The 23,825-nt window shown below is 61.1% G+C and carries 23 protein-coding genes; 12 read left to right on the top strand and 11 right to left on the bottom strand.

Going from position 1 to position 23,825, the window contains the following annotated elements:
* Nucleotides 1-49: 49 nt before the first annotated feature.
* A complete protein-coding gene (locus BZG29_RS25180) occupies nucleotides 50-589 on the bottom strand; it encodes a hypothetical protein (RefSeq protein WP_077408509.1) in 540 nt (179 codons plus the stop codon).
* 326 nt (nucleotides 590-915) lie between these two features.
* Between BZG29_RS25180 and ccsA the strand changes: the two genes are divergently transcribed.
* The 6 genes from ccsA (at nucleotide 916) to BZG29_RS25150 (ending at nucleotide 8,378) form a co-directional block, all read left to right on the top strand.
* On the top strand, nucleotides 916-1,719 hold the full coding sequence (gene ccsA, locus BZG29_RS25175; RefSeq protein WP_077408508.1) for a cytochrome c biogenesis protein CcsA: 804 nt from the start codon (nucleotides 916-918) through the stop codon (nucleotides 1,717-1,719).
* Nucleotides 1,716-1,976: a PP0621 family protein gene (locus BZG29_RS25170; protein WP_077408507.1), complete on the top strand. Its 261-nt coding sequence runs from the start codon at nucleotides 1,716-1,718 to the stop codon at nucleotides 1,974-1,976. Before ccsA ends, BZG29_RS25170 begins: the two co-directional genes overlap by 4 nt.
* A 120-nt stretch (nucleotides 1,977-2,096) precedes the next feature.
* Entirely contained in the window at nucleotides 2,097-3,176 is a 1,080-nt protein-coding gene (locus tag BZG29_RS25165) for a sigma-54 dependent transcriptional regulator (RefSeq protein WP_077408506.1), read from the top strand.
* The gene (gene ampD / locus BZG29_RS25160; protein WP_077408505.1) at nucleotides 3,154-3,765 is read left to right on the top strand and encodes a 1,6-anhydro-N-acetylmuramyl-L-alanine amidase AmpD; all 612 of its coding nucleotides are present in this window, start codon (nucleotides 3,154-3,156) and stop codon (nucleotides 3,763-3,765) included. The genes BZG29_RS25165 and ampD overlap by 23 nt, the downstream gene beginning before the upstream one ends.
* A 391-nt stretch (nucleotides 3,766-4,156) precedes the next feature.
* Nucleotides 4,157-7,108 carry a ribonucleoside-diphosphate reductase subunit alpha gene (locus BZG29_RS25155; RefSeq protein WP_077408504.1) on the top strand — a complete coding sequence of 984 codons (2,952 nt, stop codon included), beginning with the start codon at nucleotides 4,157-4,159 and terminating at the stop codon, nucleotides 7,106-7,108.
* Nucleotides 7,109-7,226: 118 nt separating this feature from the next.
* Nucleotides 7,227-8,378: a ribonucleotide-diphosphate reductase subunit beta gene (locus BZG29_RS25150; protein ID WP_077408503.1), complete on the top strand. Its 1,152-nt coding sequence runs from the start codon at nucleotides 7,227-7,229 to the stop codon at nucleotides 8,376-8,378.
* A gap of 720 nt (nucleotides 8,379-9,098) precedes the next feature.
* On the opposite strand, the gene BZG29_RS28280 is transcribed toward BZG29_RS25150, so the two are convergent.
* Together BZG29_RS28280 and BZG29_RS28275 are read right to left on the bottom strand one after the other, a co-directional pair.
* A complete protein-coding gene (locus BZG29_RS28280; RefSeq protein ID WP_171985102.1) occupies nucleotides 9,099-9,773 on the bottom strand; it encodes a hypothetical protein in 675 nt (224 codons plus the stop codon).
* Nucleotides 9,770-10,222, bottom strand: a complete 453-nt coding sequence (locus tag BZG29_RS28275) for a hypothetical protein (RefSeq protein WP_171985101.1) — start codon at nucleotides 10,220-10,222, stop codon at nucleotides 9,770-9,772. Before BZG29_RS28275 ends, BZG29_RS28280 begins: the two co-directional genes overlap by 4 nt.
* Before the next feature lie 253 nt (nucleotides 10,223-10,475).
* Between BZG29_RS28275 and BZG29_RS25135 the strand changes: the two genes are divergently transcribed.
* Nucleotides 10,476-11,009, top strand: a complete 534-nt coding sequence (locus BZG29_RS25135) for a YggT family protein (protein WP_034780256.1) — start codon at nucleotides 10,476-10,478, stop codon at nucleotides 11,007-11,009.
* Nucleotides 11,010-11,058: 49 nt separating this feature from the next.
* Here the strand turns inward: BZG29_RS25135 and BZG29_RS25130 are convergent, their stop codons facing one another.
* From BZG29_RS25130 to BZG29_RS25095, 8 genes are all read right to left on the bottom strand, one after another.
* The gene (locus BZG29_RS25130; RefSeq protein ID WP_034746615.1) at nucleotides 11,059-11,997 is read right to left on the bottom strand and encodes a carbohydrate kinase family protein; all 939 of its coding nucleotides are present in this window, start codon (nucleotides 11,995-11,997) and stop codon (nucleotides 11,059-11,061) included.
* An 11-nt stretch (nucleotides 11,998-12,008) separates the two neighbouring features.
* Complete coding sequence (locus BZG29_RS25125; RefSeq protein ID WP_077408500.1) at nucleotides 12,009-13,268, bottom strand: DUF3426 domain-containing protein; 1,260 nt, start codon at nucleotides 13,266-13,268, stop codon at nucleotides 12,009-12,011.
* An 8-nt stretch (nucleotides 13,269-13,276) separates the two neighbouring features.
* Nucleotides 13,277-14,221, bottom strand: a complete 945-nt coding sequence (prmA, locus tag BZG29_RS25120; RefSeq protein ID WP_077408499.1) for a 50S ribosomal protein L11 methyltransferase — start codon at nucleotides 14,219-14,221, stop codon at nucleotides 13,277-13,279.
* Nucleotides 14,218-15,633, bottom strand: coding sequence for an acetyl-CoA carboxylase biotin carboxylase subunit (accC, locus tag BZG29_RS25115; protein WP_077408498.1), 1,416 nt, complete (start codon nucleotides 15,631-15,633; stop codon nucleotides 14,218-14,220). Before accC ends, prmA begins: the two co-directional genes overlap by 4 nt.
* Before the next feature lie 101 nt (nucleotides 15,634-15,734).
* Complete coding sequence (gene accB / locus BZG29_RS25110; protein WP_077408497.1) at nucleotides 15,735-16,199, bottom strand: acetyl-CoA carboxylase biotin carboxyl carrier protein; 465 nt, start codon at nucleotides 16,197-16,199, stop codon at nucleotides 15,735-15,737.
* Nucleotides 16,200-16,290: 91 nt separating this feature from the next.
* On the bottom strand, nucleotides 16,291-16,728 hold the full coding sequence (aroQ, locus tag BZG29_RS25105) for a type II 3-dehydroquinate dehydratase (RefSeq protein ID WP_034746628.1): 438 nt from the start codon (nucleotides 16,726-16,728) through the stop codon (nucleotides 16,291-16,293).
* Between the two features lie 82 nt (nucleotides 16,729-16,810).
* Complete coding sequence (locus BZG29_RS25100; protein WP_077408496.1) at nucleotides 16,811-17,377, bottom strand: TlpA disulfide reductase family protein; 567 nt, start codon at nucleotides 17,375-17,377, stop codon at nucleotides 16,811-16,813.
* 19 nt (nucleotides 17,378-17,396) lie between these two features.
* Nucleotides 17,397-18,035 (bottom strand): hypothetical protein, encoded by a 639-nt coding sequence (locus BZG29_RS25095; protein ID WP_077408495.1) that lies wholly within the window; start codon nucleotides 18,033-18,035, stop codon nucleotides 17,397-17,399.
* Between the two features lie 151 nt (nucleotides 18,036-18,186).
* Between BZG29_RS25095 and mpl the strand changes: the two genes are divergently transcribed.
* The 5 genes from mpl to BZG29_RS25070 all read left to right on the top strand — a co-directional run bounded on the left by mpl (nucleotide 18,187) and on the right by BZG29_RS25070 (nucleotide 23,816).
* The gene (gene mpl, locus BZG29_RS25090) at nucleotides 18,187-19,539 is read left to right on the top strand and encodes a UDP-N-acetylmuramate:L-alanyl-gamma-D-glutamyl-meso-diaminopimelate ligase (protein ID WP_253192914.1); all 1,353 of its coding nucleotides are present in this window, start codon (nucleotides 18,187-18,189) and stop codon (nucleotides 19,537-19,539) included.
* A complete protein-coding gene (locus BZG29_RS25085) occupies nucleotides 19,536-20,120 on the top strand; it encodes a YqiA/YcfP family alpha/beta fold hydrolase (protein WP_077408493.1) in 585 nt (194 codons plus the stop codon). Before mpl ends, BZG29_RS25085 begins: the two co-directional genes overlap by 4 nt.
* Nucleotides 20,117-20,731, top strand: a complete 615-nt coding sequence (locus tag BZG29_RS25080; RefSeq protein ID WP_077408492.1) for a chorismate lyase — start codon at nucleotides 20,117-20,119, stop codon at nucleotides 20,729-20,731. The genes BZG29_RS25085 and BZG29_RS25080 overlap by 4 nt, the downstream gene beginning before the upstream one ends.
* A 2-nt stretch (nucleotides 20,732-20,733) precedes the next feature.
* A complete protein-coding gene (locus BZG29_RS25075; protein ID WP_077408491.1) occupies nucleotides 20,734-22,821 on the top strand; it encodes an RNB domain-containing ribonuclease in 2,088 nt (695 codons plus the stop codon).
* 137 nt (nucleotides 22,822-22,958) lie between these two features.
* Nucleotides 22,959-23,816 (top strand): energy transducer TonB, encoded by an 858-nt coding sequence (locus BZG29_RS25070; protein WP_077408490.1) that lies wholly within the window; start codon nucleotides 22,959-22,961, stop codon nucleotides 23,814-23,816.
* Nucleotides 23,817-23,825 lie beyond the last annotated feature (9 nt).

Genomic DNA, 23,825 nt, shown 5'->3' with positions numbered 1-23,825 from the left:
AACCTCCGTGCCAGCGATGGCGCGGAGGTTTTTTTGTGGAGGCGTGGCCTTAGCGGGCGTTAAAACCCATCCAGCCTTTTTCCGTCTGCCGGAAGCTCAAGGTGTAGATGCGCGTCAGTTCATCGCCTTTCTTGAGCTGGCGGCTGATGATGGCGCCGTAATTGTCTTGCACGATCTGGTCCGACCATTGCATGAGGTTCTCGAAACGTTCGGCCGTCATCGCCGCCTGGCGCGCCAGCAGCGGCGCGGGGATCGCCTTCTTTTCCTGCTGCTGCGCCCAGAATTCGCGGAAAACCTTGTTTTCACCGCCCATGCCGCGCGCCATCAGGCCCAGGCCCATGGTCATGCCCACGGAGCCATCCGTCTTCGCCTCTGTTTCGAGCCTGTCGGCCACGTCGGCCAGCAATTCCAGGTAGCCCACCTTGGCGCGCAGCACGGCCGAGCCCTTGATTTCGTACTGTTCGTTCTCTTTCCAGCCATTGAGCTTTTCCAGCGTCGCGATGTCGAAGTACTGTTTGTACAGGTCATAGCTTTGGATGGACGTACGGAAATATTCCTCGTACGTGGATTGGGAAGGTGCATCTTTCATGCAGCCGCCTAATATAGTACAGGCGGCCAGCAAGAGACAGGTCCAGGACAATTTCAGAAAAGACATGGCGAGGGGCGGTGGCGTCAAGGTGGATAAATATTGCTTTGTGGACATAATTATAGGACTGGCTAATCAGGATGGCAACGTGCCCGCGGCGCGGCGATAGTGCGCCGCAGGAAAGATTGCCGAAATCTTGAGGGTGCGCCACCCCGTCATGCCTCAGGCGCGATATCATGGCAGGCTTGCGGCATTGGATGGCGGCGTCGTGCCTGTCACCCGGGCTGTCGCCTGAATCGCGCTTGTCGGCTATGGTGTAAACTTAAACTATGCAGATCTATTTCTTTTTCATCGCCGCCCTGTTGTATGCGGTGTGCGCGGTGCTTCCCTCGTCCCGTGCCCGGCTCATTGCCGGCCTGACCGGCGTCGCCTGGCTGGCGCACGCCGCCACGCTGTGGTTCGACCTGATGGCGCCGGGCACCTTGCGCTTCGGTTTTTCCGCCATGCTGTCGGCCGCGCTGTGGGTCTCGGTGGGCGCCTACTGGATAGAGAACCGCAATTTCAGTTTGGACGGCTTGCGCCGCATGGTCATGCCCAGCGCCGTCCTCGCCATCGGCCTGGCCTGGGCCTTTCCCGGCAGCCAGGTCAGCATGGAAGGCAAGTCGGCCGTCTTCGGCTGGCATATTGCTGTGGCCGTGCTCGCCTACAGCACCTTGACGATTGCCGCCTTTCACGCCGTGCTGATGGCGCTGCAGGAATCGCGTTTGCACACGCGCAGCGAAAGCCGCGGCTTCATCGGCAGCGCGCTGGACCAGTTGCCAGCCTTGCTGACGATGGAAAAGCTGTTGTTCCGCATGATCGGCCTGGGTTTTATTTTGCTCAGCCTGACCGTGCTGTCGGGCATCGTGTTTTCCGAGCAATTATTTGGCAAGGCGCTCAACTGGGATCACAAATCCGTGTTCACCATGCTGTCGTGGCTGCTGTTTGCCTCGCTGCTGGCAGGCCGCCGCTTCCGCGGCTGGCGCGGCAAGACGGCCCTGAGTTTTACCCTGGCCGGTTTCGCCACCTTGCTGCTGGCCTATGTCGGCAGCCGTTTTGTACTGGAAGTGGTTTTACACCGAGGATTCGCATGACACGTGTTTTATTCTGGCTGGCGCTGGTGTTCCTGGTGCTGTTCGCTATCCGCAGCAAGATTCGTGGCATGCAGCAGCGGGCCCGCGCGCAACAGCAGCAGCGGCCGAATCCGTTTACGCCGCCGGTGCGGCCGCAGGAATTGCCGGATGCCGAACTGATGCTGTGCTGCGCCCATTGCGGCGTGTACTACCCGGCCTCGGAAAACGTGCAGGCCAAGGGCCACGACTACTGCAGCCACGCGCACGCCACGCTGTAAGGGGCGGTTTGCAGGGCCGCGTGCGTTGCTCATCCGTATCGTAACGTCCTCCGGCATCCGTCCGGCGTAGCATCTGCAGCAGGCGGTTCGCCGCCGCCATTGCAGAAAGGCGCGCTTACCATGTCCCGTCCCAGCCCCCGTTCCAGCCCGCCGACCGCCGACGGCATGCCACCGGCGCCGCAACTGAGCGGCAACTCGCTGCCCATGCAGGCGCTGCGCGCGCAGATCGGCCGCATCGCCCGCTGCGGCGCGCCGGTGGCCATCCGCGGCGAATCGGGCACAGGCAAGGAACTGGCGGCGCGCGCCATCCATGCGCAGGGCGCGCGCGCCAGTTTCCCGTTTATCGCCGTCAACTGCGGCGCCATTCCCGAAGCGCTGATGGAAGCGGAATTCTTCGGCTGCCGCCCGGGTGCCTATACGGGCGCGCTGCACGAGCGCCAGGGCTTGTTCCAGGCGGCCCACGGCGGCAGCCTGCTGCTCGACGAAGTCGACGATCTGCCGCTGGCCATGCAGGTGAAACTGTTGCGCGTGCTGCAAGAGCACCGCGTGCGCAAGCTGGGCGGCAGTACTGACGAAGCTGTCGACGTGCGCATCCTGTGCGCCAGCCAGCATGGCCTGACGCGCGGCGTGGCCGCCGGAACGTTTCGCCAGGACCTGTTTTACCGCCTGAATGTGATCGAGCTGGCGCTGCCGCCGCTGCGCGAACGGCGCGGCGATCTGCAGGTATTATGTGAGGTGATCCTCGCGCGCCTGTCGCCGCACCGGGCCGTGAGCCTGGCGCCGCCGGTGCTGGCGGCCCTGGCCGCATATGCGTTTCCCGGCAATGTGCGCGAACTGGAAAACGTGCTGGAACGGGCGCTGGCCTTTGCCGATGGCGGCGTGATCGCGCTCGACGGGCTGGCCTTGCCCTCCGCGGCGGGCAACGTGCCCTTGCGGGCGGCGCCGGCAATGCCGGCTGTGTTGGAGCGGCAACTGTGTCTGCCTGGCATGGCGGCGTATGGCGTGGCCAACGTCTTGCCGCTGGATGTGTATTTGCGCCAGGCCGAGCGCGACATGATCATGCTGGCGCTGGTGCAGGCGCGTTACCACCGCGCACGGGCGGCGCGCCAGCTGGGCTTGAGCGTGCGCCAGTTGCGTTACCGCATGCAGAAATTGACGATACAGGAAGCCCTATTTGATGAGTGCATGGACGATAGATGAAGATGGCTGGTGCGATGGCGCGCTGCGCTATGACTCGCCGTACTGCGATGCGCGTCCGGACGGTGCGCAAGTCGATTTGCTGGTGATCCATAACATCAGCTTGCCGGGTGGCCGCTTTGGCGGGCCGCATGTGTCGGACTTGTTTACGGGCCGGGTAGATTATAATGCCGATCCTTCTTTCGCCGACCTGCGTGGCTTGCAGGTGTCGGCGCACTTTTTTGTGCGGCGCGATGGTGCGTTGTTGCAATATGTTTCTGCTGATCAACGTGCCTGGCATGCGGGCGCGTCCGCCTTCGAAGGACGCCCGCAGTGCAATGGCTATTCCATCGGTATCGAAATGGAAGGCGCGGACGATGTGCCGTTCCAGCGGCGGCAATATCATGTGCTGGCGGCGCTGACGGCGGCGCTGGTGGCGCGCTACGGGCTGTCCCAGGTGCGCGGCCACGAGCATATCGCGCCGGGCAGGAAGACGGATCCGGGGCCGTTTTTTGACTGGCATTTTTATCAAGAATGCTGGCTGGAAACGCTGAACGGACAAGCTGCGTTAGCGCTTACTTCGCGGGGATTGGGCTTCCCAGCCATGCCCTGAAAAGTCAACCGAAATCGTATAGGAAAAGACAAAAAATTACGCGGACGGATGCCGGAAAACTATTGCATCGCCCTTCGATGGGTACTACAATTAGTGCAGAAGTTGGATGTAAAGACTATATGTAGTGCCATCACAGACGTTTTCAGAATTATTGTCAAAGCTACCCGGATTGCTGATAAAGCACTGGAACTGGCGGTTTATCACCCTTGATCGTGTTTTGCGCCAGCCGGGCAGTGCGGTGTGGCGAGATGGATACTGACCTGTTTTATGCACCATGAATTTACTATTTAGCAACAAATACCTGAAGAAACCCTGACCACCGGGCGTTCTATTCAACAACACACGCGGCAGCAAAACTGCAGGCTGACTTTAGCTGACAACGGGAGCTTCAATGCAATCACCACAAGATATTTCCATCCATCCAACGCCAGTATCGCCAGCGCCAGGCGCGGCCAACAGCGTGGCGAGCACGGGCGCGGCATTGGGCGACTATCGCATCATCCGCCGCAACGGCGCGGTGGTGGCATTTGAGCCTTCGAAGATCGCCATCGCCATGACCAAGGCGTTTTTGGCCGTTAACGGCGGCCAGGGCGCAGCCTCGGCACGCATCCGCGAACTGGTGGAACAATTGACCGACGGCGTCGTCGCCGCGCTGGTGCGCCGCCATCCGGGCGGCGGCACCTTCCATATCGAAGACGTGCAAGACCAGGTGGAACTGTCGCTGATGCGTTCGGGCGAGCACGACGTGGCGCGTGCCTACGTGCTGTACCGCGCCAAGCACATGGAAGAGCGCCGCCTGCAGAAGGAAGCGCAAGGCGCGTCCGCGCAAGTTTCCGCACCACAACTGAACGTGACCGATAACGGCGTGCGCCGCCTGCTGGACATGCAGGAAGTACGCGACCTGATCAACGCCGCCTGCGCCGGCCTGGAAAAGCACGTCGATGCCGACGCCATCCTGGCCGAAACCGTGAAAAACCTGTACGACGGCGTGCCCGTCGAAGAGCTGCACAAGTCGGCCATCCTGGCGGCGCGCGCGCTGATGGAAAAAGACCCGGCCTACAGCCAGGTTACGGCCCGCATCCTGCTGCACACGGTGCGCAAGGAAGTGTTCGGCAAGGAAGTGCCGCAAGCGGCCGCTGCCGCCGAATACCTGACGTATTTCCCGCAATACATTGCCAAGGGCATCGCCGCCGAACTGCTGAACCCGGTACTCGCCAGCTTCGACCTGGAACGCCTGGCCAAAGCCATCGTGGCCGACCGCGACTTGCAATTCGGCTACATCGGCCTGCAAACCCTGTACGACCGCTACTTCCTGCACATCCAGGACGTGCGCATCGAAATGCCGCAGGCGTTCTACATGCGCGTGGCCATGGGCCTGGCGCTGAACGAGGCGGACCGCGAAGCACGCGCCATCGAGTTCTACAGCCTGCTGTCCTCGTTCGACTTCATGAGCTCGACCCCGACCCTGTTCAACTCGGGCACCCTGCGCTCGCAGCTGTCGTCGTGCTACCTGAGCACCGTCTCGGATGACCTGGAAGGCATCTACGACGCCATCAAGGACAACGCGCTGCTGGCCAAGTTCGCCGGCGGTCTGGGTAACGACTGGACGCCAGTGCGCGCCCTGGGCGCCCACATCAAGGGCACCAACGGCAAGTCGCAAGGCGTCGTGCCTTTCCTGAAAGTGGTGAATGACACGGCCGTGGCAGTCAACCAGGGCGGCAAGCGCAAGGGCGCCGTCTGCGCCTACCTGGAAACCTGGCACATGGATATCGAGGAATTCCTCGACCTGCGCAAGAACACGGGCGACGACCGCCGCCGCACGCACGACATGAACACGGCGAACTGGATTCCCGACATGTTCATGAAGCGCGTCATGGAAAAAGGCGAGTGGACCCTGTTCTCGCCGTCGGACACGCCAGACCTGCACGACAAGGTCGGCAAGGCTTTCGAACAGGCTTACCTGGGCTACGAAGCGAAGGCCGCCGCCGGCGAAATCCGCGTCTTCAAGAAAATCCAGGCGCTGGACCTGTGGCGCAAGATGCTGTCGATGCTGTTTGAAACGGGCCACCCATGGATCACGTTCAAGGACCCTTGCAACATCCGCAGCCCGCAGTCGCACGTCGGCGTCGTCCACAGCTCGAACTTGTGCACGGAAATCACGCTGAACACGGGTCCGGATGAAATCGCCGTCTGCAACCTCGGTTCCGTGAACATGCCGGCGCACATGAAGGAAGGCAAGCTCGATCACGTCAAGCTGGCCAAGACCGTGCGCACCGCCATGCGCATGCTCGACAACGTCATCGACATCAATTACTACGCCGTCGATAAGGCGCGCAATTCGAACATGCGCCACCGTCCGGTCGGCATGGGCGTGATGGGCTTCCAGGATTGCCTGCACATGATGCGCATCCCGTTCGCCTCGGACGCCGCCGTGTCGTTTGCCGACACCTCGATGGAAGCCGTCTGCTACTACGCCTACCTGGCGTCGACGGAACTGGCCGAAGAGCGCGGCCGCTATGAATCGTATGCCGGCTCGCTGTGGGACCGTGGCATCCTGCCACAGGACTCGGTCAAGCTGCTGGCTGAAGAGCGCGGCGGCTACCTGGAAGTCGATTCCTCGTCGGCCATGGACTGGACACCGGTGCGCGAACGCATCGCCAAGTTCGGCATGCGCAACTCGAATTGCGTGGCGATCGCCCCGACGGCGACGATTTCGAACATCATCGGCGTCTCGGCCTGTATCGAGCCGACGTTCCAGAACCTGTACGTGAAATCGAACCTGTCGGGCGAATTCACCGAGATCAACGGCTACCTGGTGCGCGACCTGAAGGCGCGCGACCTGTGGGATGAAGTCATGATCTCCGACCTGAAGTACTTCGACGGCTCGCTGGTGAAGATCGACCGCATCCCGCAAGACCTGCGCGATATCTACGCTACCGCCTTTGAAGTGTCGCCAAGCTGGCTGGTGGAAGCGGCTTCGCGTCGCCAGAAGTGGATCGACCAGGCCCAGTCGCTGAACATTTACATGGCTGGCGCATCGGGCAAGAAACTGGACGAGACCTACAAGCTGGCATGGCTGCGTGGCCTGAAAACCACCTACTACCTGCGTACCATCGCCGCTACCCACATGGAGAAATCGACGTCCAAGACGGGCGCCCTGAACGCCGTGGCAGTCGATGGCGGTATGTCGGCCAGCGCGCAGAGCGCCCAGGCGGCGGTCGTGGCGGCAGCAGCAGTGGCCGTGGCGCCGGTAGTAGCAGCGGCAGCGGACGACGCCGATGGCGAAGCCTGCTACCTGCGTCCGGGTGACGATGGCTTTGAGGAATGCGAAGCCTGCCAGTAAGATTTTAGTTGTCAGCCCGGCACGGTCGGGCTGATTCAATGTTGTCAATGTCCGCATTGTCCGATACAACGGGCCTGTTGCGGATCGCCGGCTCGCCGGCATGGAAAGGAAGAAGAATATGTCGTTGTCATGGGATGATGAAACCACGTCGGCAGCTGCGCCGCGTCCGGCGCAGCAAGCGCCACTGGGTAATACCGAATTGAACCTGCCGGCCGGTGCCGAGCCGTCCGAAGCGAACGCCGAGCAAGTCGCACGCCGCGTGAATGCCGACGACAAGCGCATCATCAACGGCAAGACGGACGTCAACCAGCTGGTGCCGTTCAAGTACAAGTGGGCGTGGGACAAATACCTGGCCGGCTGCGCCAACCACTGGATGCCGCAGGAAGTGAACATGCAGCGCGATATCGAGCTGTGGAAAAACCCGAACGGTCTGACGGACGACGAGCGCCGCCTGGTCAAGCGCAACCTGGGCTTCTTCGTGACGGCCGACTCGCTGGCCGCCAACAACATCGTGCTGGGCACCTACCGCCACATCACGGCGCCCGAGTGCCGCCAGTACCTGCTGCGCCAGGCGTTCGAGGAAGCGATCCACACGCACGCTTACCAGTACATCGTCGAATCCCTGGGCCTGGACGAAGGCGAGATATTCAACGCCTACAACGAAGTCAAGTCGATCCGCGACAAGGATGAATTCCTGATTCCGTTCATCAACACCCTGACCGACCCGGCGTTTGTCACCGGCACGGTGGAAAACGACCAGAAGCTGCTCAAATCCCTGATCGTGTTTGCCTGCCTGATGGAAGGCCTGTTCTTCTACGTCGGCTTCACGCAGATCCTGGCGCTGGGCCGCCAGAACAAGATGATGGGCGCGGCCGAGCAGTACCAGTACATCCTGCGCGACGAATCGATGCACTGCAACTTCGGCATCGACTTGATCAACACGATCAAGATGGAAAACCCGCAGCTGTGGACGGCCTCCTTCCGCGAAGAGATCAAGGACCTGTTCATGAAGGCCGTGGAACTGGAATACGCGTACGCGGAAGACACCATGCCGCGCGGCGTGCTGGGTCTGAACGCGCCGATGTTCAAGGGCTACCTGCGCTTCATCGCCAACCGCCGCGCGCAGCAGATCGGCATCGAGCCGCTGTTCGCTCAGGAAGAAAATCCGTTCCCGTGGATGAGCGAAATGATCGACATGAAGAAGGAACGCAACTTCTTCGAGACGCGCGTGACCGAGTACCAAACCGGTGGTGCGCTGAACTGGGAGTAACCCTTTTTCAGTCAATGCCCAAAAGCGCCGTCATCGTGACGGCGCTTTTTTTTTCGCCTGCATGGCGGCGGAAAAATGCGTGCCTCATCGCGTCATGCGACGAGGCTTGCGCCAGGTTTTTCGGCCGCCGCGAATGGCCGCATCGCGGGTCCCAAAATTCATTTCCGGACACGCTGGCGGCGGCATTTGCCGCGCGATTGTGCGATAGCACGCGTAACGTGCAAAAAAGCGGGCGAAAACGTGTCGTGCCGGTTGCGCATTGACAAGGTTTTCGTGTACTTTATGAGATTGCAAATGCGAGCGTTAGAATGCGGGGTTTTTTAACCAGCGCGGTAGCGAAAAAACCTCGCAAAACAGGGATACAGATTTACACGGATATGCACAAAACCACACCGTTTTCGTCTGCCGCCGTGCCCGAATTTTTTCAGGCATGGCGGTTTTTTATTTGACGGATGGGTGTTGTGGCGAGCGCGATGCGAGGAGCGAAAAAACGCACGGCATCGAAAACGAATGACCGAATTCAGACTTTGCCACCAGCTGCGAGATAAAGCAGGGTGGCACCGACGATGGCTGAAGTGCTGCAAACGTGAGGAGTTGCAGCAGTTCAGCTGGTGCCGAATTCATTAGCGCAAACGACCGTTTGTGCCGATGAATAATTCGCCTGGCCTATCCCTGTGGTGGGTCGGACGGGTTTAAATCTTGTAGCTTAAATTTCTCATCTCAGATGAAGGAGAGACAAATGGCAACAGCCGCTAAGAAATCAGAAGTAAAGAAACCAGCCGCCAAGGCTGCTCCTGCCGCGAAGAAGCCGGCAGCCGCAGCGAAGACGGTTGCCGCTAAACCAGCTGCCAAAGCCGCAGCGAAACCAGCCGCCAAACCAGTCGCCAAAGCCGCAGCCAAGCCTGCAGCAAAAGTGGCTGCCAAGCCAGTAGCGAAAGCCGCAGCAAAACAGGCAGCCAAGCCAGCAGCGAAAGCCGCAGCGAAACCTGCAGCCAAGGCAGCAGCCAAGCCTGTCGCGAAAAAAGCCGCAGCCAAACCGGCCGCCAAGCCAGCAGCAAAAGCCGCAGCAAAACCAGCGGCCAAGGCAGCAGCCAAGCCAGCGGTGAAAAAAGCTGCAGCGAAACCTGCAGCCAAGGCAGCAGCCAAGCCAGCAGCGAAAAAAGTCGTCGCCAAGGCAGCAGCCAAGCCGGCCGCCAAAGCCGCAGCGAAACCTGCAGCAAAAGCAGCAGCCAAGCCAGCGGCAAAAGCAGCAGCGAAGCCAGCAGCAAAAGCAGCAGCCAAGCCAGCAGTGAAAAAAGCCGCAGCGAAACCTGCAGCCAAGGCAGCAGCGAAACCGGCCGCCAAGGCGGCAGCCAAGCCAGCAGCGAAAAAAGTCGTCGCCAAGGCAGCAGTCAAGCCGGCCGCCAAAGCCGCAGCCAAGCCAGCGGCCAAAGCAGTGGCCAAGCCAGCAGCCAAGGCAGTAGCGAAGCCAGCAGCAAAAGCTGCAGCCAAGCCAGCGGCCAAGGTAGCAGCGAAGCCAGCAGCGAAAGCGGCAGCCAAACCTGCGGCCAAGGTGGCAGCGAAGCCAGCAGCCAAGGTTGCAGCCAAGCCGGCAGCCAAGCCAGCAGCGAAAGTCGCAGCCAAGCCGGCAGCCAAAGCAGCAGCGAAACCTGCCGCCAAGGTCGCAGCAAAACCTGCAGCCAAACCAGCGGCCAAGGTAGCAGCGAAGCCAGCAGCAAAAGCTGCAGCCAAGCCAGCCGCCAAGCCGGCAGCGAAAGCAGCAGCGAAACCTGCCGCCAAGCCAGCCGCAGCGCCAGTCGTGGCAGCCGCACCAGCAGCAGCGCCGGCAGCAGCTCCAGCGGCACCAGCCGCCGTGGCCGCCAAGCCAGCAGCCAAGAAGGCCGCGCCTAAAAAGGCCGCACCGAAGAAGGCAGCTCCTGTCGCCAAGCCATCGGCACCTATCGCACCTGTAGCAAAAACCGTGTTGGCACCGGCTGCAGCCTGGCCATTCCCAACCAGCACCCGCCCATCGTAATTCCAACGATACGGGTGCCTGGATGAGGCAACACGCCGCTGTGTGACTCAATCACACAGCGGTTTTTTTTTGGAGAATTAGTCGTGCTGATCGTTATCCTTACATTGATCGTTGATACCATCGCCACCTTGCTGGGCGGCGTGTTGCTGCTGCGCTTCTGGATGCAGGCGGTGCGCGTGCGGCCGCCCTCGTCGGTGGCGCAATTCACGTTTCAATTGTCCGACTGGCTGGTGCGCCCCCTGCGCCGCGTGGTGCCGGGCGTGGGCGGGTATGACTGGGCCAGCCTGATTGGCGCCTTCCTGATCGTGCTGCTGGCCAGCTCGGTGCTGTTTATTTCCGGCTATCCTGTCGAAGTGGTGCTGCTCAAGTCGCTGCAACGCTTCCTGCAATGGATACTCTACGGTTTCATGGCCTTGCTGATCATCGAAGCCATCTTCAGCTGGGTCAACCCGCATGCGCCGCTGGCACCGTTCGTACGGGCCCTGAACGAGCCCCTGCTGCGCCCGATCCGCAAGGTCGTGCCGCTGGTCGGCAGCCTGGATCTGTCGCTGCTGGTGGCGTTGATCCTGCTGCAGATCGCGCAGGTGCTGGTGGGGATGATTATTGTGGTGAGGTAATGCGAGGAGGTCGGCCTGGCGCTTGCGCACAAGCCGACCGGACTACATACTAATAGCGGTAACCGAACGCCGCTTCGAACTGGTCGGCGATGCTTTCTGGCGTAAATACGTGGTTTTGCGCGCCCTGGGTGGCGATCTTGATGGCGCCCAGCAGGCTGGCCAGACGGCCGCTGGTTTCCCAGCCCAGGTCGTTGGTGATACCGAACAGCAAGCCGGCACGGTAGGCGTCGCCGCAGCCGGTCGGGTCCAGTACTTCTTTGGCGGTCACGACAGGAATGTCGATGCGCTTGCCGTCCGTATAGATTTCCGACCCTTTTTCGCCGCGCGTGACGATCAGCGCTTCCAGGCGGCTGGCGATGTCCGGCAGGGTCAAGCCCGTGCGTTCCATCAACATTTCCATTTCATAGTCGTTGGCCGACACATACGTGGCTTTGTTGATGAAGTCGATCAACTGTTCGCCATTGAAACGTGGCAACTGCTGGCCCGGGTCGAACATGAAGGGAATGCCCAGCTCGGCCAGGTCGGCGGCGTGCTTGAGCATGCCCTGGTCGCCATCCGGCGAAATGATGGCGACCTTGGCCGGACCCGCATTGGCGATCGGGTTTTCGTGCGCAAACGACATGGCGCCCGGGTGGAAGGCATTGATCTGGTTATTGTCCGCGTCGGCCGTGACGAAGCACTGCGCGTTGTAGCTGTCGGCCTTGATCAGGATGTTGGCGGTGGAAATGCCCAGCTTTTGCAGGCGCTCCAGGTAGGCGGCGCTATCTTGCCCCATGACGCCGACGATGCGCGGGTCGCCGCCCAGCATTTTCAGGCTGTAGGCGATGTTGCCCGAGCAGCCGCCGAACTCCGTGCGCATGGTTGGCACGAGGAAGGACACGTTTACCTTGTGCAACTGGTCGGCCAGCAGGGATTCGCCGAAGCGGCCGGGGAATTGCATGATGGTGTCGGTGGCAAGCGAGCCGCAGATCAGCGATGTTTTGGTCATGATAGTGTCTGTTAAGGGTAAAAGATGGCGATATGGTAGCCAGACGCCGTGAGTTGCTCTAATGCAAAGTACAGTTTGATGGTTTGTTCCGAGCGCGGTGCAAACCCCGTGCTCACGTCGATCGTGGCCGGCAGGTAGTCGCGCGGCGCGATCACCCGGCGCAAGACAGGCTTGTCATTGGCATCGTTGAGTATCAGTTCGATGCTGGGCCAGGCTTGTACACTGCGGCTCTGGTTGCGCAGCAGCGAGACGTAGGAAAAGGTCTGTTCCTTGAGGGTTTGCAATTCGCCCTGTTCGATGGACAGCGCCTCGATCTGCGCCGGCAAGTCGACCTGGCAGCCACTGAGCTTGCACACCGCCATCAGGGTCGGTTTCCACTGCGGAAATTGCGCCGCCAGCGGATTGCGGAAGGTGGTCATCACTTGCAGGAATAATAACAACAGCAGTGCGACCGAGCCGAGGGCCATGGCTGCGCGCAAGGCCTTGCCGCTCTGTTCGCGGCGTCGCCCCAAGGTCACAAAGGCCGGCTCGTCGTCGGCTGGCGGCAGGACGGGTTCTTCGTGACCGTCGGCTGGATGCGGCGCAACGGAGGGCGCGGGCAGCGGCGTGAAGGAATGGTCGGCCAGGGTGGGTTCCCGGCGAACAGACACGGGCTTGTCCAGGTTGACTCTTTCGGCGGCAGGCAATGTTGCGGCCACTGGGGCTGCCGCCGCTTCCAGGTTCGGTTCGCGGCGGCTATCGCGCAAATACGTGGCGAAGGCGGGCGCGTCATCGACCTGGCGGCGCTTGAAGGGGGCCATTGGCTGGGGCAAGGGCGGTTCGGGCAGTTCTGCCGGTGTTTCTACTGGTGTTTCTTCAGGTGTAGCGAGCGGTGCGGCGGCCGGCACGTGGTCCAGCGCCTCGTCGGGCAGGACCACGTCGAGGTCCAGCTCGATGTGCTCGCCATCGTCCGCATCGTCCTTGAGCTGCGCCGTTTCCGGCAGGATGCCGAACGGGTCGAACGAGGTATCGAAGTCGAGGGAATAAATGGGTTCGTCGTCCGTGGCGGACGGCAGGCTGTTGTCGACCGGGTAACTGGTCGACAGCGGGGCGGCAGTGCCGGGGCCGGATGTTAAAAACGGCGATGCCGCAGCTGGATCGACCAGCGCGGCATTGCCGTCAAACACTTCCCTGCACGTGCCACAGCGCACGATGCCCCCACGTAACTTCAGCTGGTCAGCAGCGACCCGAAATATCGTGTTGCAATGGGGGCATTTGGTGGCGAGGGCCATTGCTGTGCTTATGCACCTTCCGCGCGGGGCGCAGGTGCTTGCGTGCTGCCCAGGCGGCCATGCAGGGCCACCCAGCCGTCTTGCTCGGCCCACACACCCAGCTGGATGAACGGTGCGTAGGCGGCGGCCACTTCTTCCGCCTGGCGTGCCAGCACGCCGGAAAGGATCAGGGCGCCACCGTCGGCAACGCGGCCCGACAGCATCGGCGCCATCAGCTTCAATGGGCTCGACAGGATGTTGGCGACGACGATGTCAAACTTGGCCGTGGCGTGTGCCGAGGTGGCAAACGTGTCTGGCAAGAAATATTCGATGTCGCACTGGTTGCGTTCGGCATTGTCGCGCGCCGATTCGATCGCCTGCGGGTCGATGTCGACGCCGGCGACAGTTTCCGCACCGAGTTTCTTGGCCACCATGGCCAGGATGCCGGAACCGCAACCGTAGTCGAGCACGGTCTTGCCGGGAGCAGGGTTCGCTTCCAGCCATTCCATGCACAAACGCGTGGTCGGGTGGCTGCCCGTGCCGAAGGCCAGGCCCGGATCCAGCTCCAGAATCAGGCCGTCAGGATCCGGTGCCTCGTGCCAGCTGGGCACGACCCAGATATTCTTGCCGATGTGAATCGGTGCGAATTGCGACTGCGTCAGGCGTACCCAGTCCTGCTCTTCCACTGGACGCATGGTAAAGGCAGGTACGTCCGTCATGCCGACCGCCTGGGCTGCAGCGGCCACGATGGCGGCCTGGTCGGCGTCGACGTCCGTCAGCGCCACCACGCGGCTGCGTTCCCATGCCGCTTCCTTCGGTTCCATGCCGGGCTCGCCAAACAAGGGCTGCTCGGCTTCCGTGCCTTCATCGGCGTCTTCCACCGAAACCGACAGGGCACCCGCTTCCATCAACGCGTCGGACATGGCCTCGGCGTTGTCACGGGCGATCTCGATGACGATTTCCGTCCAGCTCATGCGCCCGCCTTGATTTCGGATTTCTTGGCGATGCTGGGGCTGCCGCTATTCAGGTTCTTGCCCAGGTCCGGCATATCGGCCAGTTTCTGTTCCAGATAGTGAATGTTGGTGCCGCCTTCGATGAAGCGCGCGTCGATCATCAGTTCGCGGTGCAGGGCGATATTCGTGTTGATGCCTTCGACCACCATTTCGGACAGAGCGATCTGCATGCGGCGGATCGCTTGCTCGCGCGTGGCGCCGTAAGCGATCACTTTGCCGATCATCGAGTCGTAGTGCGGCGGCACGTAGTAGCCGGCGTAGGCGTGCGAGTCGACGCGGATGCCGGGGCCGCCCGGTGCATGCCACGAGACGATCTTGCCTGGCGATGGCGTGAACTTGAATGGATCTTCAGCATTGATGCGGCACTCGACGGCGTGGCCCGACAGCAGGACGTCGCGCTGGCGGAAGCGCAGTTTTTCGCCGGCCGCGATGCGGATCTGCTCTTGCACGATGTCGATGCCGGTGATCATCTCGGTGACCGGATGTTCCACTTGCACGCGGGTATTCATTTCAATGAAATAGAACTCGCCGTTTTCATACAGGAATTCGAACGTGCCGGCGCCGCGGTAGCCGATCTTGCGGCAAGCTTCGGCGCAACGGTCGCCAATTTTCTCGATGAGTTTACGCGGGATGCCCGGCGCTGGTGCCTCTTCGATCACTTTCTGGTGGCGGCGCTGCATGGAGCAGTCGCGCTCGCCCAGCCAGACGGCGTTCTTGTGTTCGTCGGCGAGGATCTGGATTTCCACGTGGCGTGGATTTTCCAGGTACTTTTCCATATACACTTCAGGGTTGCCGAAGGCCGTGCCGGCTTCCGTCTTGGTCATCGCCACGGCGTTGATCAGGGCCGCTTCCGTGTGCACTACGCGCATGCCGCGTCCGCCACCGCCGCCGGCGGCCTTGATGATGACCGGGTAGCCGATCTTGCGGGCAATTTGCACGATCGCTTTCGGATCGTCCGGCAACGCGCCTTCCGAACCGGGGACGCACGGTACGCCAGCCTTGATCATGGTTTGCTTGGCCGACACTTTGTCGCCCATCAAACGGATCGATTCGGAGCGGGGACCGATGAAGACGAAGCCCGATTTCTCGACGCGCTCGGCAAAGTCGGCATTTTCCGACAGGAAGCCATAGCCTGGGTGAATCGCTTGCGCATCCGTCACTTCAGCGGCGCTGATGATGGCGGGCATGTTCAGGTAGCTCAGGGACGACTGGGCCGGGCCGATACAAACGGATTCGTCGGCCAGCTTGACGTATTTCGCGTCCTTGTCGGCTTCGGAGTGGACTACAACCGTTTTAATGCCCATTTCGCGGCAGGCGCGCTGAATACGGAGGGCAATTTCACCACGGTTGGCAATCAGGATTTTTTCAAACATGGTAGGTTCGCGTATGTCTGTGAGAGCCGGCGAGCCGGCGAAACAACAAGTGTGAGGGGCTAAAACTGCAAACGGCCGTTGCCGGCCGTGTGGACTGGGTTTTAGCCGATCACAAACAAGGGTTGACCGAATTCGACCGGTTGGCCGTTTTCGACCAGGATCTGGGTCACGACGCCGGCTTTGTCGGAGTCGATTTCATTCAGGAGCTTCATCGCTTCGATGATGCACAGGGTATCACCTTCCTTGACGGTCGAGCCCACTTCAACATAGGCGGCGCTGCCAGGAGCGGAGGAACGGTAGAAGGTACCGACCATCGGCGACTTGACCACATAGCCCGTTGGCTCGGCGGCGACCACGACGGCGGCTGCCGCAGCAGGAGCGGCGGCTGGCGCGGCTGGCTGGTATTGGGCGGGCATGCCTTGCGGCTGCATCATGACCATCTGGTTTTGCGGCATGGCCGACGATTTGACGATGCGAACCTTGCTTTCGCCTTCGGTAACTTCCAGCTCTGCGATATCCGATTCGGCGACCAGGTCGATCAAGGTCTTGAGTTTTCGTAGATCCATGTAAAACCCCTAGGAATGTAGTTTGTTTTATGAGTGATGCGGTGATGTCCAAGAACCTATCGCCGCGCTAAATGCGTGCAGATCGCGTAGATTAACGTTTTTTAAGCGCAAAGTCGATGGCAAACCGATATCCATCGATACCCAGGCCGCAGATCGTCCCCTGCGCGATCGCGCTGAGAAATGAGTGATGTCGAAACGTTTCGCGTTGATAAATATTCGAGATATGGACTTCCACGAACGGGATGGCGACCCCGGCCAGCGCATCGCGCAAGGCAACGCTGGTATGGGTCAGGCCGCCCGGATTGATGACGATGGCATCGATCCCTTCCGCTCGCGCGGCATGGATGCGGTCGATCAGCGCGCCTTCATGGTTGCTTTGAAAGCAAACCAGGTCGGCACCGGCCGCCATGGCTTGCGCCATTGCTGCCTGCTCGATATCGGCCAAGGTGCTGGCGCCGTAGACCTCAGGCTCGCGCGTTCCCAGCAAATTCAGGTTGGGACCGTTGAGCAGAAGGAGGTTTTTTGCCATGTATGGAAGACCGTTTTAGCGAAAGTTCCGCATTTTGCCGCCAAAGATACGCATTGGCAAGAGAAAAAAGCACGCTCCGAATTTACAATTTATCCAGATCGGCGCGCAACTGATCAAATTTCAAGCGGCCCAGATAGGTCTTTTTGACTTCGCCATCGGCGCCGATCAGTACCGTAAAGGGCAAACCACCCGTGGCATTGCCAAAATGACGCGACAGATCGGTGCCGCTCATGCCGGACACATACACGGGATAGGCGATCTTGACCTTGCTGGCAAAAGTGGCAATATTGCTGGCCGAATCGATGCCGATGCCGATCACCTGCAGGTTTTTCGCCCCGTAGTGGCCTTGCACTTCGGATAACTCCGGCATTTCTTCCACGCAAGGCGGGCACCACGGCGCCCAGAAATTGACCAGCAAATTCTTGCCTTTCCATTGCGACAACGCCTGCGTGACGCCTGCCGCGTCCGGCAGGGACAGCGCATACAGTTCGTTGACGGGACCCGTCGCGCCTGGCGCGATGGCGGTCGTCTGCGGTCCCGCTTGTTTTGCCGCTTCTTTCGCTTTTTCCTTGCTCAAACCGATATAAGCACCCATGCCGCCAAACATCAGCGCCACGATGGTGCAGGCGATCCAATTCTTTTTTGTCATAACTTTATCTATATCAATGTTAGTCGGCAGCCGGCACGCCGTCGGCGAGGCTGGTAGCCAGCAGGCTGCGCAGCCCGGCGATGTCGGTGCGCAGCACTTTTCCATCCGCTTTGGCTTTCAGCGCGCCGCGCATATCGTCGAGCTCATACATGGCCGCGTGCACGCCTTCGTTTTTCCACAAGAAACTGGCTGTCTCGACCGCATCATAACGCGCTCCCTTGAAATGCGGGCTTTCCGACATGTCGAGCACGACATTTTTATTCAGCAGGAAGATGTGGATTTCCTTGGCGCTCTCGGCAAACAGCTGCAAATAGATCTCGTCGTGGGGGCCGGCCGTGCCATTGAGCACGGGGCCGCTGAGCAGGGGATGAAATTGTTGCAACGCTTCCATCACCTGCAGCGCAATCGTGCGCAGCTGGAACAGCCGCGCCGGCTGGCTGTCGGCCAGGAACAGGGCATTGTATTGCCGCACCTGTTCTTCGATCATGTCGTTGTCCGGCAAGATATTGGGACGGTTCGGCGCGTCGCCGAGGACTTGCCGCGCCGCCTTGCGCTTGGCGCTGCCATAGTCGGCGCCATCCTGCGCCACGAGGCGCGCGGCAGCGGCGGCGATTTCCAGGCGCAACTGCGCGCTATCGTCAAATGCATCGTTCGTCATGAGCGAGATGATACTCCGAAGCGGAAAAAGTCATGGCGTCAGGTAAAATCCTGCACTTGCTGTTTTTTATCTCACCGTCTTACTTACTTAAGCGTGCACCTTTCGCACTGATCACATGCATATTCATATTCTCGGCATTTGCGGTACCTTCATGGGCGGCCTGGCTGTCCTGGCCAAGGAAGCCGGCCATAAAGTCACTGGTTGCGATGCCAACGTGTATCCGCCGATGAGCACCCAGCTGGAATCGCAGGGAATCGAACTGATCCAGGGCTTTGATCCGGAACAAACCAAGCTGAACCCGGATTTGTATGTGATTGGCAATGTGGTCTCGCGCGGCAACCCGCTGGTGGAAGAAATCCTCAACCGTAGCCTGCCGTATGTGTCCGGCCCCCAGTGGATCGGCGAACACATCTTGCGCAACAAGTGGGTGCTGGCCGTGGCCGGCACGCATGGCAAGACGACAACGTCGGCCATGCTGGCCTGGATACTCGAAGACGCTGGCTACGCGCCGGGCTTCCTGATCGGCGGCGTGCCGATGAACTTTGGCATTTCCGCCCGCCTCAGCGGCAAGATAGACGGCAAAAGCGCCGATTCGGACTTCTTCGTCATCGAAGCCGATGAATACGACACGGCCTTCTTCGACAAGCGCAGCAAGTTCGTGCATTACCACGCGAAGACGGCGATCATGAATAACCTGGAATATGATCACGCCGACATCTTCCCCGATCTGCACGCGATCGAGACGCAATTCCACCATCTGGTGCGCACGGTGCCCGGCATCGGCCGCCTCGTGTTCAACGGCGACGAAGCGTCGCTGCAGCGCGTGCTGGCGCGCGGTTGCTGGAGCGAAAAAGAAAGTTTTGGTCAAGATGCCAACTGGCAACTGCAAGAGCAGGCCGATGGCAGCCTCGACGTGTACTTCAATGGCCAGCAGGAAGGCCATGTGGCGTGGGCGCTCACGGGCAAGCACAACCGCAGCAATGCGCTGGCGGCCATCGCCGCCGCGCGCCACGTGGGCGTGCCGATTGCCCAGGCGTGCGCCTCGCTGGCCACGTTCGAGAGCGTCAAGCGCCGCATGGAAGTGCGCGGCGTGGTCAACGGCATTACCGTGTACGACGATTTCGCGCATCACCCGACGGCCATTGCCACCACCGTGGGGGGGCTGCGCCAAAAAATGAGCCAAACCGTCGGCAACAGCGGCCGCATCCTGGCCGTGCTGGAACCGCGTTCGAACACCATGAAGCTGGGCGCCATGAAAGATGCGCTGCCCGGCAGCCTCAAGGATGCCGACCTGGTCTTCGGCTTCGGCAGCCATGCCGCGTTGGGCTGGAGCCTGGACGACGCACTGGCGCCGCTGGGTCAGATTGCCAGCGCCTATGAAGACATCGATACCTTGGTGGCGGCCGTGGCCGCCAGCGCCCGTCCCGGCGACCAGATCGTGGTCATGAGCAACGGCGGCTTTGGCGGCGTGCACCAGAAATTGCTGGAGGCGCTGGGCCGATGATTCTGTACCTGCATGGATTTCGCTCGTCGCCCCTGTCGATGAAGTCGCGCCTGCTGGCCGCGCAGATGCAGGCGCTGGGCCGCGAAGCAGAATGGCTGTGCCCGCAGTTGCCGGCCTCGCCCAAGCTGGCCATCGAGCTGGCCCTGTCGCTGGTCAAGGATGCGGCGCCGGCCGACTTGACGATTATCGGCTCCTCGCTGGGCGGCTATTACGCTACCTGGCTGGCCGAACAGCTCGGTTGCCGCGCCGTGCTGCTCAATCCTGCGATTGTTCCCCTGATTGACCTGGAGCAACATGTGGGCGTGACGACCGAATTCCATTCGGACAAGCCATTCGAGTTCAAGCGCGAATACATCGATGAGCTGCGCACGTTTGCCGTGGAGAAAATTACGCAGCCGCAACGCTATTTCCTGATTGCCGCTACCGGCGATGAAGTGCTCGACTACCGCGACATGGTGGCGCATTATCAGGGGGCGCAGCAGTGCATCATCGATGGCAGCGACCATGGCATCAGCGAATTTGCCGCCTACCTGGCGCCCGTGCTGGCCTTTTGCGGCATCGACGCGGACTCTGCCCGGTGAGGCCGGGTTCGCTGCGCCAGGCGCAATGGCACGCGCACGTGAATGCCGTCAATGCGCCGCCGGCCTTGCGTCACTGGCTGACGGGCGGCGGTTCGCTGACGGCCAAGCTGAAAGCGCATAGCAGCGCGTTCCGCGTGCAATGTTTGCATCAGGAAACATCGCGCTGTTTGACCGACGAGGCCGCCATCATCGGTTTGCACCGTGCGGGCCGGGTGTGGGAACGCGAAGTGCTGTTGCGTTGTGATAACAAACCGGCCGTGTTTGGCCATACCGTCGTGCCCATGCAGGCGACGGCCACGGACTGGCCCTTGTTTTCCGCGCTGGGCGAGCGTTCGCTGGGTACGACCCTGTTTGGCGACCGCATGGTACGGCGCGGTGAACTGGAATTTGCCCGCTTGCGCGCCGGGCACCCGCTGGTGCAGCGGGCGCAGGCGGCGCTGGCAGGGGAAGGGCAGCGCGCCGATGAGCAAGCGCTGTTTTTTGCCCGCCGTTGCCTGTACCAGCGTCACCAGGGATTGTTGCTGGTAACTGAAGTATTTTTGCCGGCGGTGCTGGAGTTGACGTCCGTCACTCGCACCGTTGCAACCGACACATTAATAAACAAAGCATAACAATGAATCTATTTTTTGAAGAATCCGGCGATTTCAAGGTCGGCACGGTCCTGTCGCAAGCGGGTGAAGCGTATCAGGTCGAAATGGCCAGTGGCAAGCGCACCAAGGTCAAGGTCAAGGATGTGCTGCTGCAGTATGAAAAGCCGGCCCCGGCCGAGCTGCTGGAACAGGCCAAGGCCGTTGTCGCAGAGATCGATCTCGATTTCCTGTGGGAAGTGGCGGGCGAAGACGAGTTCGGCTTTGCCGAGCTGGGCGCCGAGTATTTCGGCCATGCCCCATTGCCGCCGGAAGCGGCCGGCCTGATCCTGGCCCTGCATTCGGCGCCCGTGTATTTCTACAAGAAGGGCCGTGGCCGCTACAAGGCGGCGCCGGAAGCGTCCCTGAAGGCGGCCCTGGCCGGCATCGAAAAGAAAAAACAGCAGGCGCTGGTGCAAGCCGCGTATGTGGAAGAGCTGAAACAGAACCGCTTGCCCGCCTCGATGCAGCCGATGGTGCTGCAACTGCTGTTCAAGCCGGACAAGAACACGATCGAATACAAGGCACTGGAAGCGGCGTGCACGGAATTGCACACGACGCCGCCGCGCCTGATGCTGGCCGTCGGTGGTATTGCTTCGCCGAAAGACTTGCACCTGTCGAAATTCCTCTTCGAAAATTTCCCGAAAGGCGCCGGCTTCCCGAGCGTGCCCGTGCCATCCGTGACGGCCAAGCTGCCGCTGGCCGACGTGGCCGCCTTCTCGATCGACGACGTGACCACGACCGAGATCGACGATGCCTTCTCCGTGCAACCGTTGCCGGATGGCACCGTGAAAGTGGGCATTCACATCGCCGCGCCGGGCCTGGGTATCCGCCCGGAAGACGTGATCGACAAGATGGCGCGCCAGCGCATGTCGACCGTCTACATGCCGGGCGACAAGATCACCATGCTGCCGGACGAAATCGTCAATGCGTTTACCCTGGCGGAAGGCACGACGTGCCCGGCACTGTCGCTGTACGCCACGCTGGACCCGAAAGCGGACTGGGCAGTTGTCAGCACGCAGACGCGCGCGGAACTGGTGCCGATCGCCAGCAATTTGCGCCATAACCAGCTGGACGACCTGGTCAACGAGGAAACCCTGGCCAGCGGCGAGGGCGAATACCCGCACAAGGCCGATTTTGCCGTGCTGTGGCAATGGGCGCAGCAGCTGGAACAGGGCCGCATGAAAAAGCGCGAAGCGTTTGGTTTGAAGCCGGAACAGAATAACCGCGTCGATTTCAATTTCTATGTGGAAAATGACATCGTCACCGTGGCGCGCCGCAAGCGTGGCGCGCCGCTGGACAAGATCGTTGCCGAATTGATGATTTTTGCCAACAGTACCTGGGGCAAGATGCTGCACGACCATGGCGTGCCGGGCATCTACCGCAGCCAGGGCGGCGGCAGTGGCAATAGCTGGGCGGCAAAGATGCAGGTGCGCATGGTCACCCATGCGGCGCCGCACCAGGGCCTGGGCGTGGATCAATACGCGTGGAGCACCTCGCCCTTGCGCCGCTACACGGACCTGGTGAACCAGTGGCAAATCATCGCTTGCGCCGAGCATGGCGTGACGGCGCCGCTGGTGGCACCGTTCAAGCCGCGCGACGCGAATTTGTTCGCCATCGTCTCCGCCTTCGACGCCGCGTATGCCGCGTATGGCGATTTCCAGTCGAACATGGAACGCTACTGGTGCTTGCGCTGGCTGCATCAGGAAAACGCGCGCCAGGTCGATGCCGTCGTCCTGAAAGATGAAATCCTGCGTTTGGTCGACATTCCGCTGGTTATCAAGCTGCCGGGCATGCCATCGGTGGCGCGCGGCGCCCAGGTGAAACTGGACTTGCTGCGCTGGGACGAAGTCGACCTGAGCATCGAAGCGCGCCTGCTGGAAATCGCCGCCGTGCCGGACGCGGCAGCCGACGCCGTGCTCGACTACGAAGAGGAATCGGGCGACGAAGGCGCGGACGAGGGCGACGTGGCGCCGGAAGCATCGCCGGAAGCGGCCAACCAGGTCAGCGACGCCGAGGCGGAAGTGGCGGAACTGGCCAGCGAAGACGTGGTCAGCGAACCCGGGGTCAAGTAAGGCGTCCGTCAGGCCCAAAGGCGGTGCTGAAAACTGTTGCCGGCACCGCCCTTTGACGTAGAATTCAGCCATCTTGTATCTTGTGCTTGTTGCGAACTGGGTTGCGCGTGAAGTCTTTCCGAGAGAATCGTTTCCTGATGATAGCCGTGGCAGTATCGCTGCTGGCGCACGGCGCCTTGCTGGCGATGCATTTTGTCGCCCCGGCGCCGCAGCGGGCCGTGGCCACCGATCCCGGCCTGGAAGTGATCCTGGTCAATGCCAAGCATGCGAACAAGCCGCTGAAGGCCGAGGCGCTGGCGCAAGCCAATCTCGACGGTGGCGGACAGGCCGACAAGGGGCGCGCCAAGTCGCCCTTGCCCGACATGCGCAAGGTGGAAGAGGGCGACAGCGTCAAGGCCAGCGCCCGGCGCATTGCCGAACTGGAACAAAAACAGCAGGAATTGCTGACGCAGGCGGCCAAGCCGACCCCTTACAGCGCCGCGCCCGTCACGGAAAAGGACAAGCCCAATCCCCTGGCCAGCGGCTCTGACTTGATGGAAAGCAGCAAGGCCATCGCCCGCATGGCGGCCGAGATCAGCCAGACCGTGGAAGACCAGAATAAACGTCCGCGCAAGACTTTTATTACGCCCAGCACGCAGGAAGTCGGCTATGCCATGTATTACAAGACCCTGCAAAAGCGTATCGAGGAAATCGGCACCCTGAATTTCCCGCAAAAGAATGGTCGCAAGATGTATGGCGAACTGGTTGTCTACATCCCCATCTTCCAGGACGGCACGATTTACCAGAAAGAGGGCGGCGCCCGCGTGGAGAAAAGCTCGGGCAACCCGGCGCTGGATGCGGCGGCCCTGGCCATCGTGCGCCGCGCGGCGCCGTATGGCCGTTTCCCACCGAATATGTTGTCGAGTGATAAAGATGACCTGTGGGTCGTCATCACCCGCTTCAAATTTACGCGCGAAGAAAAAATGGAAGCTAACCTGACTGGCGGCAGCAATTGAACAAGCAAG

The organism is Janthinobacterium sp. LM6, from assembly GCF_002002885.1.
In the GTDB taxonomy this organism is placed as follows: domain Bacteria; phylum Pseudomonadota; class Gammaproteobacteria; order Burkholderiales; family Burkholderiaceae_D; genus Janthinobacterium; species Janthinobacterium kumbetense.
Note: the sequence above shows the minus strand (reverse complement) of the source record. Positions and strands in the feature narration are given on the sequence as shown.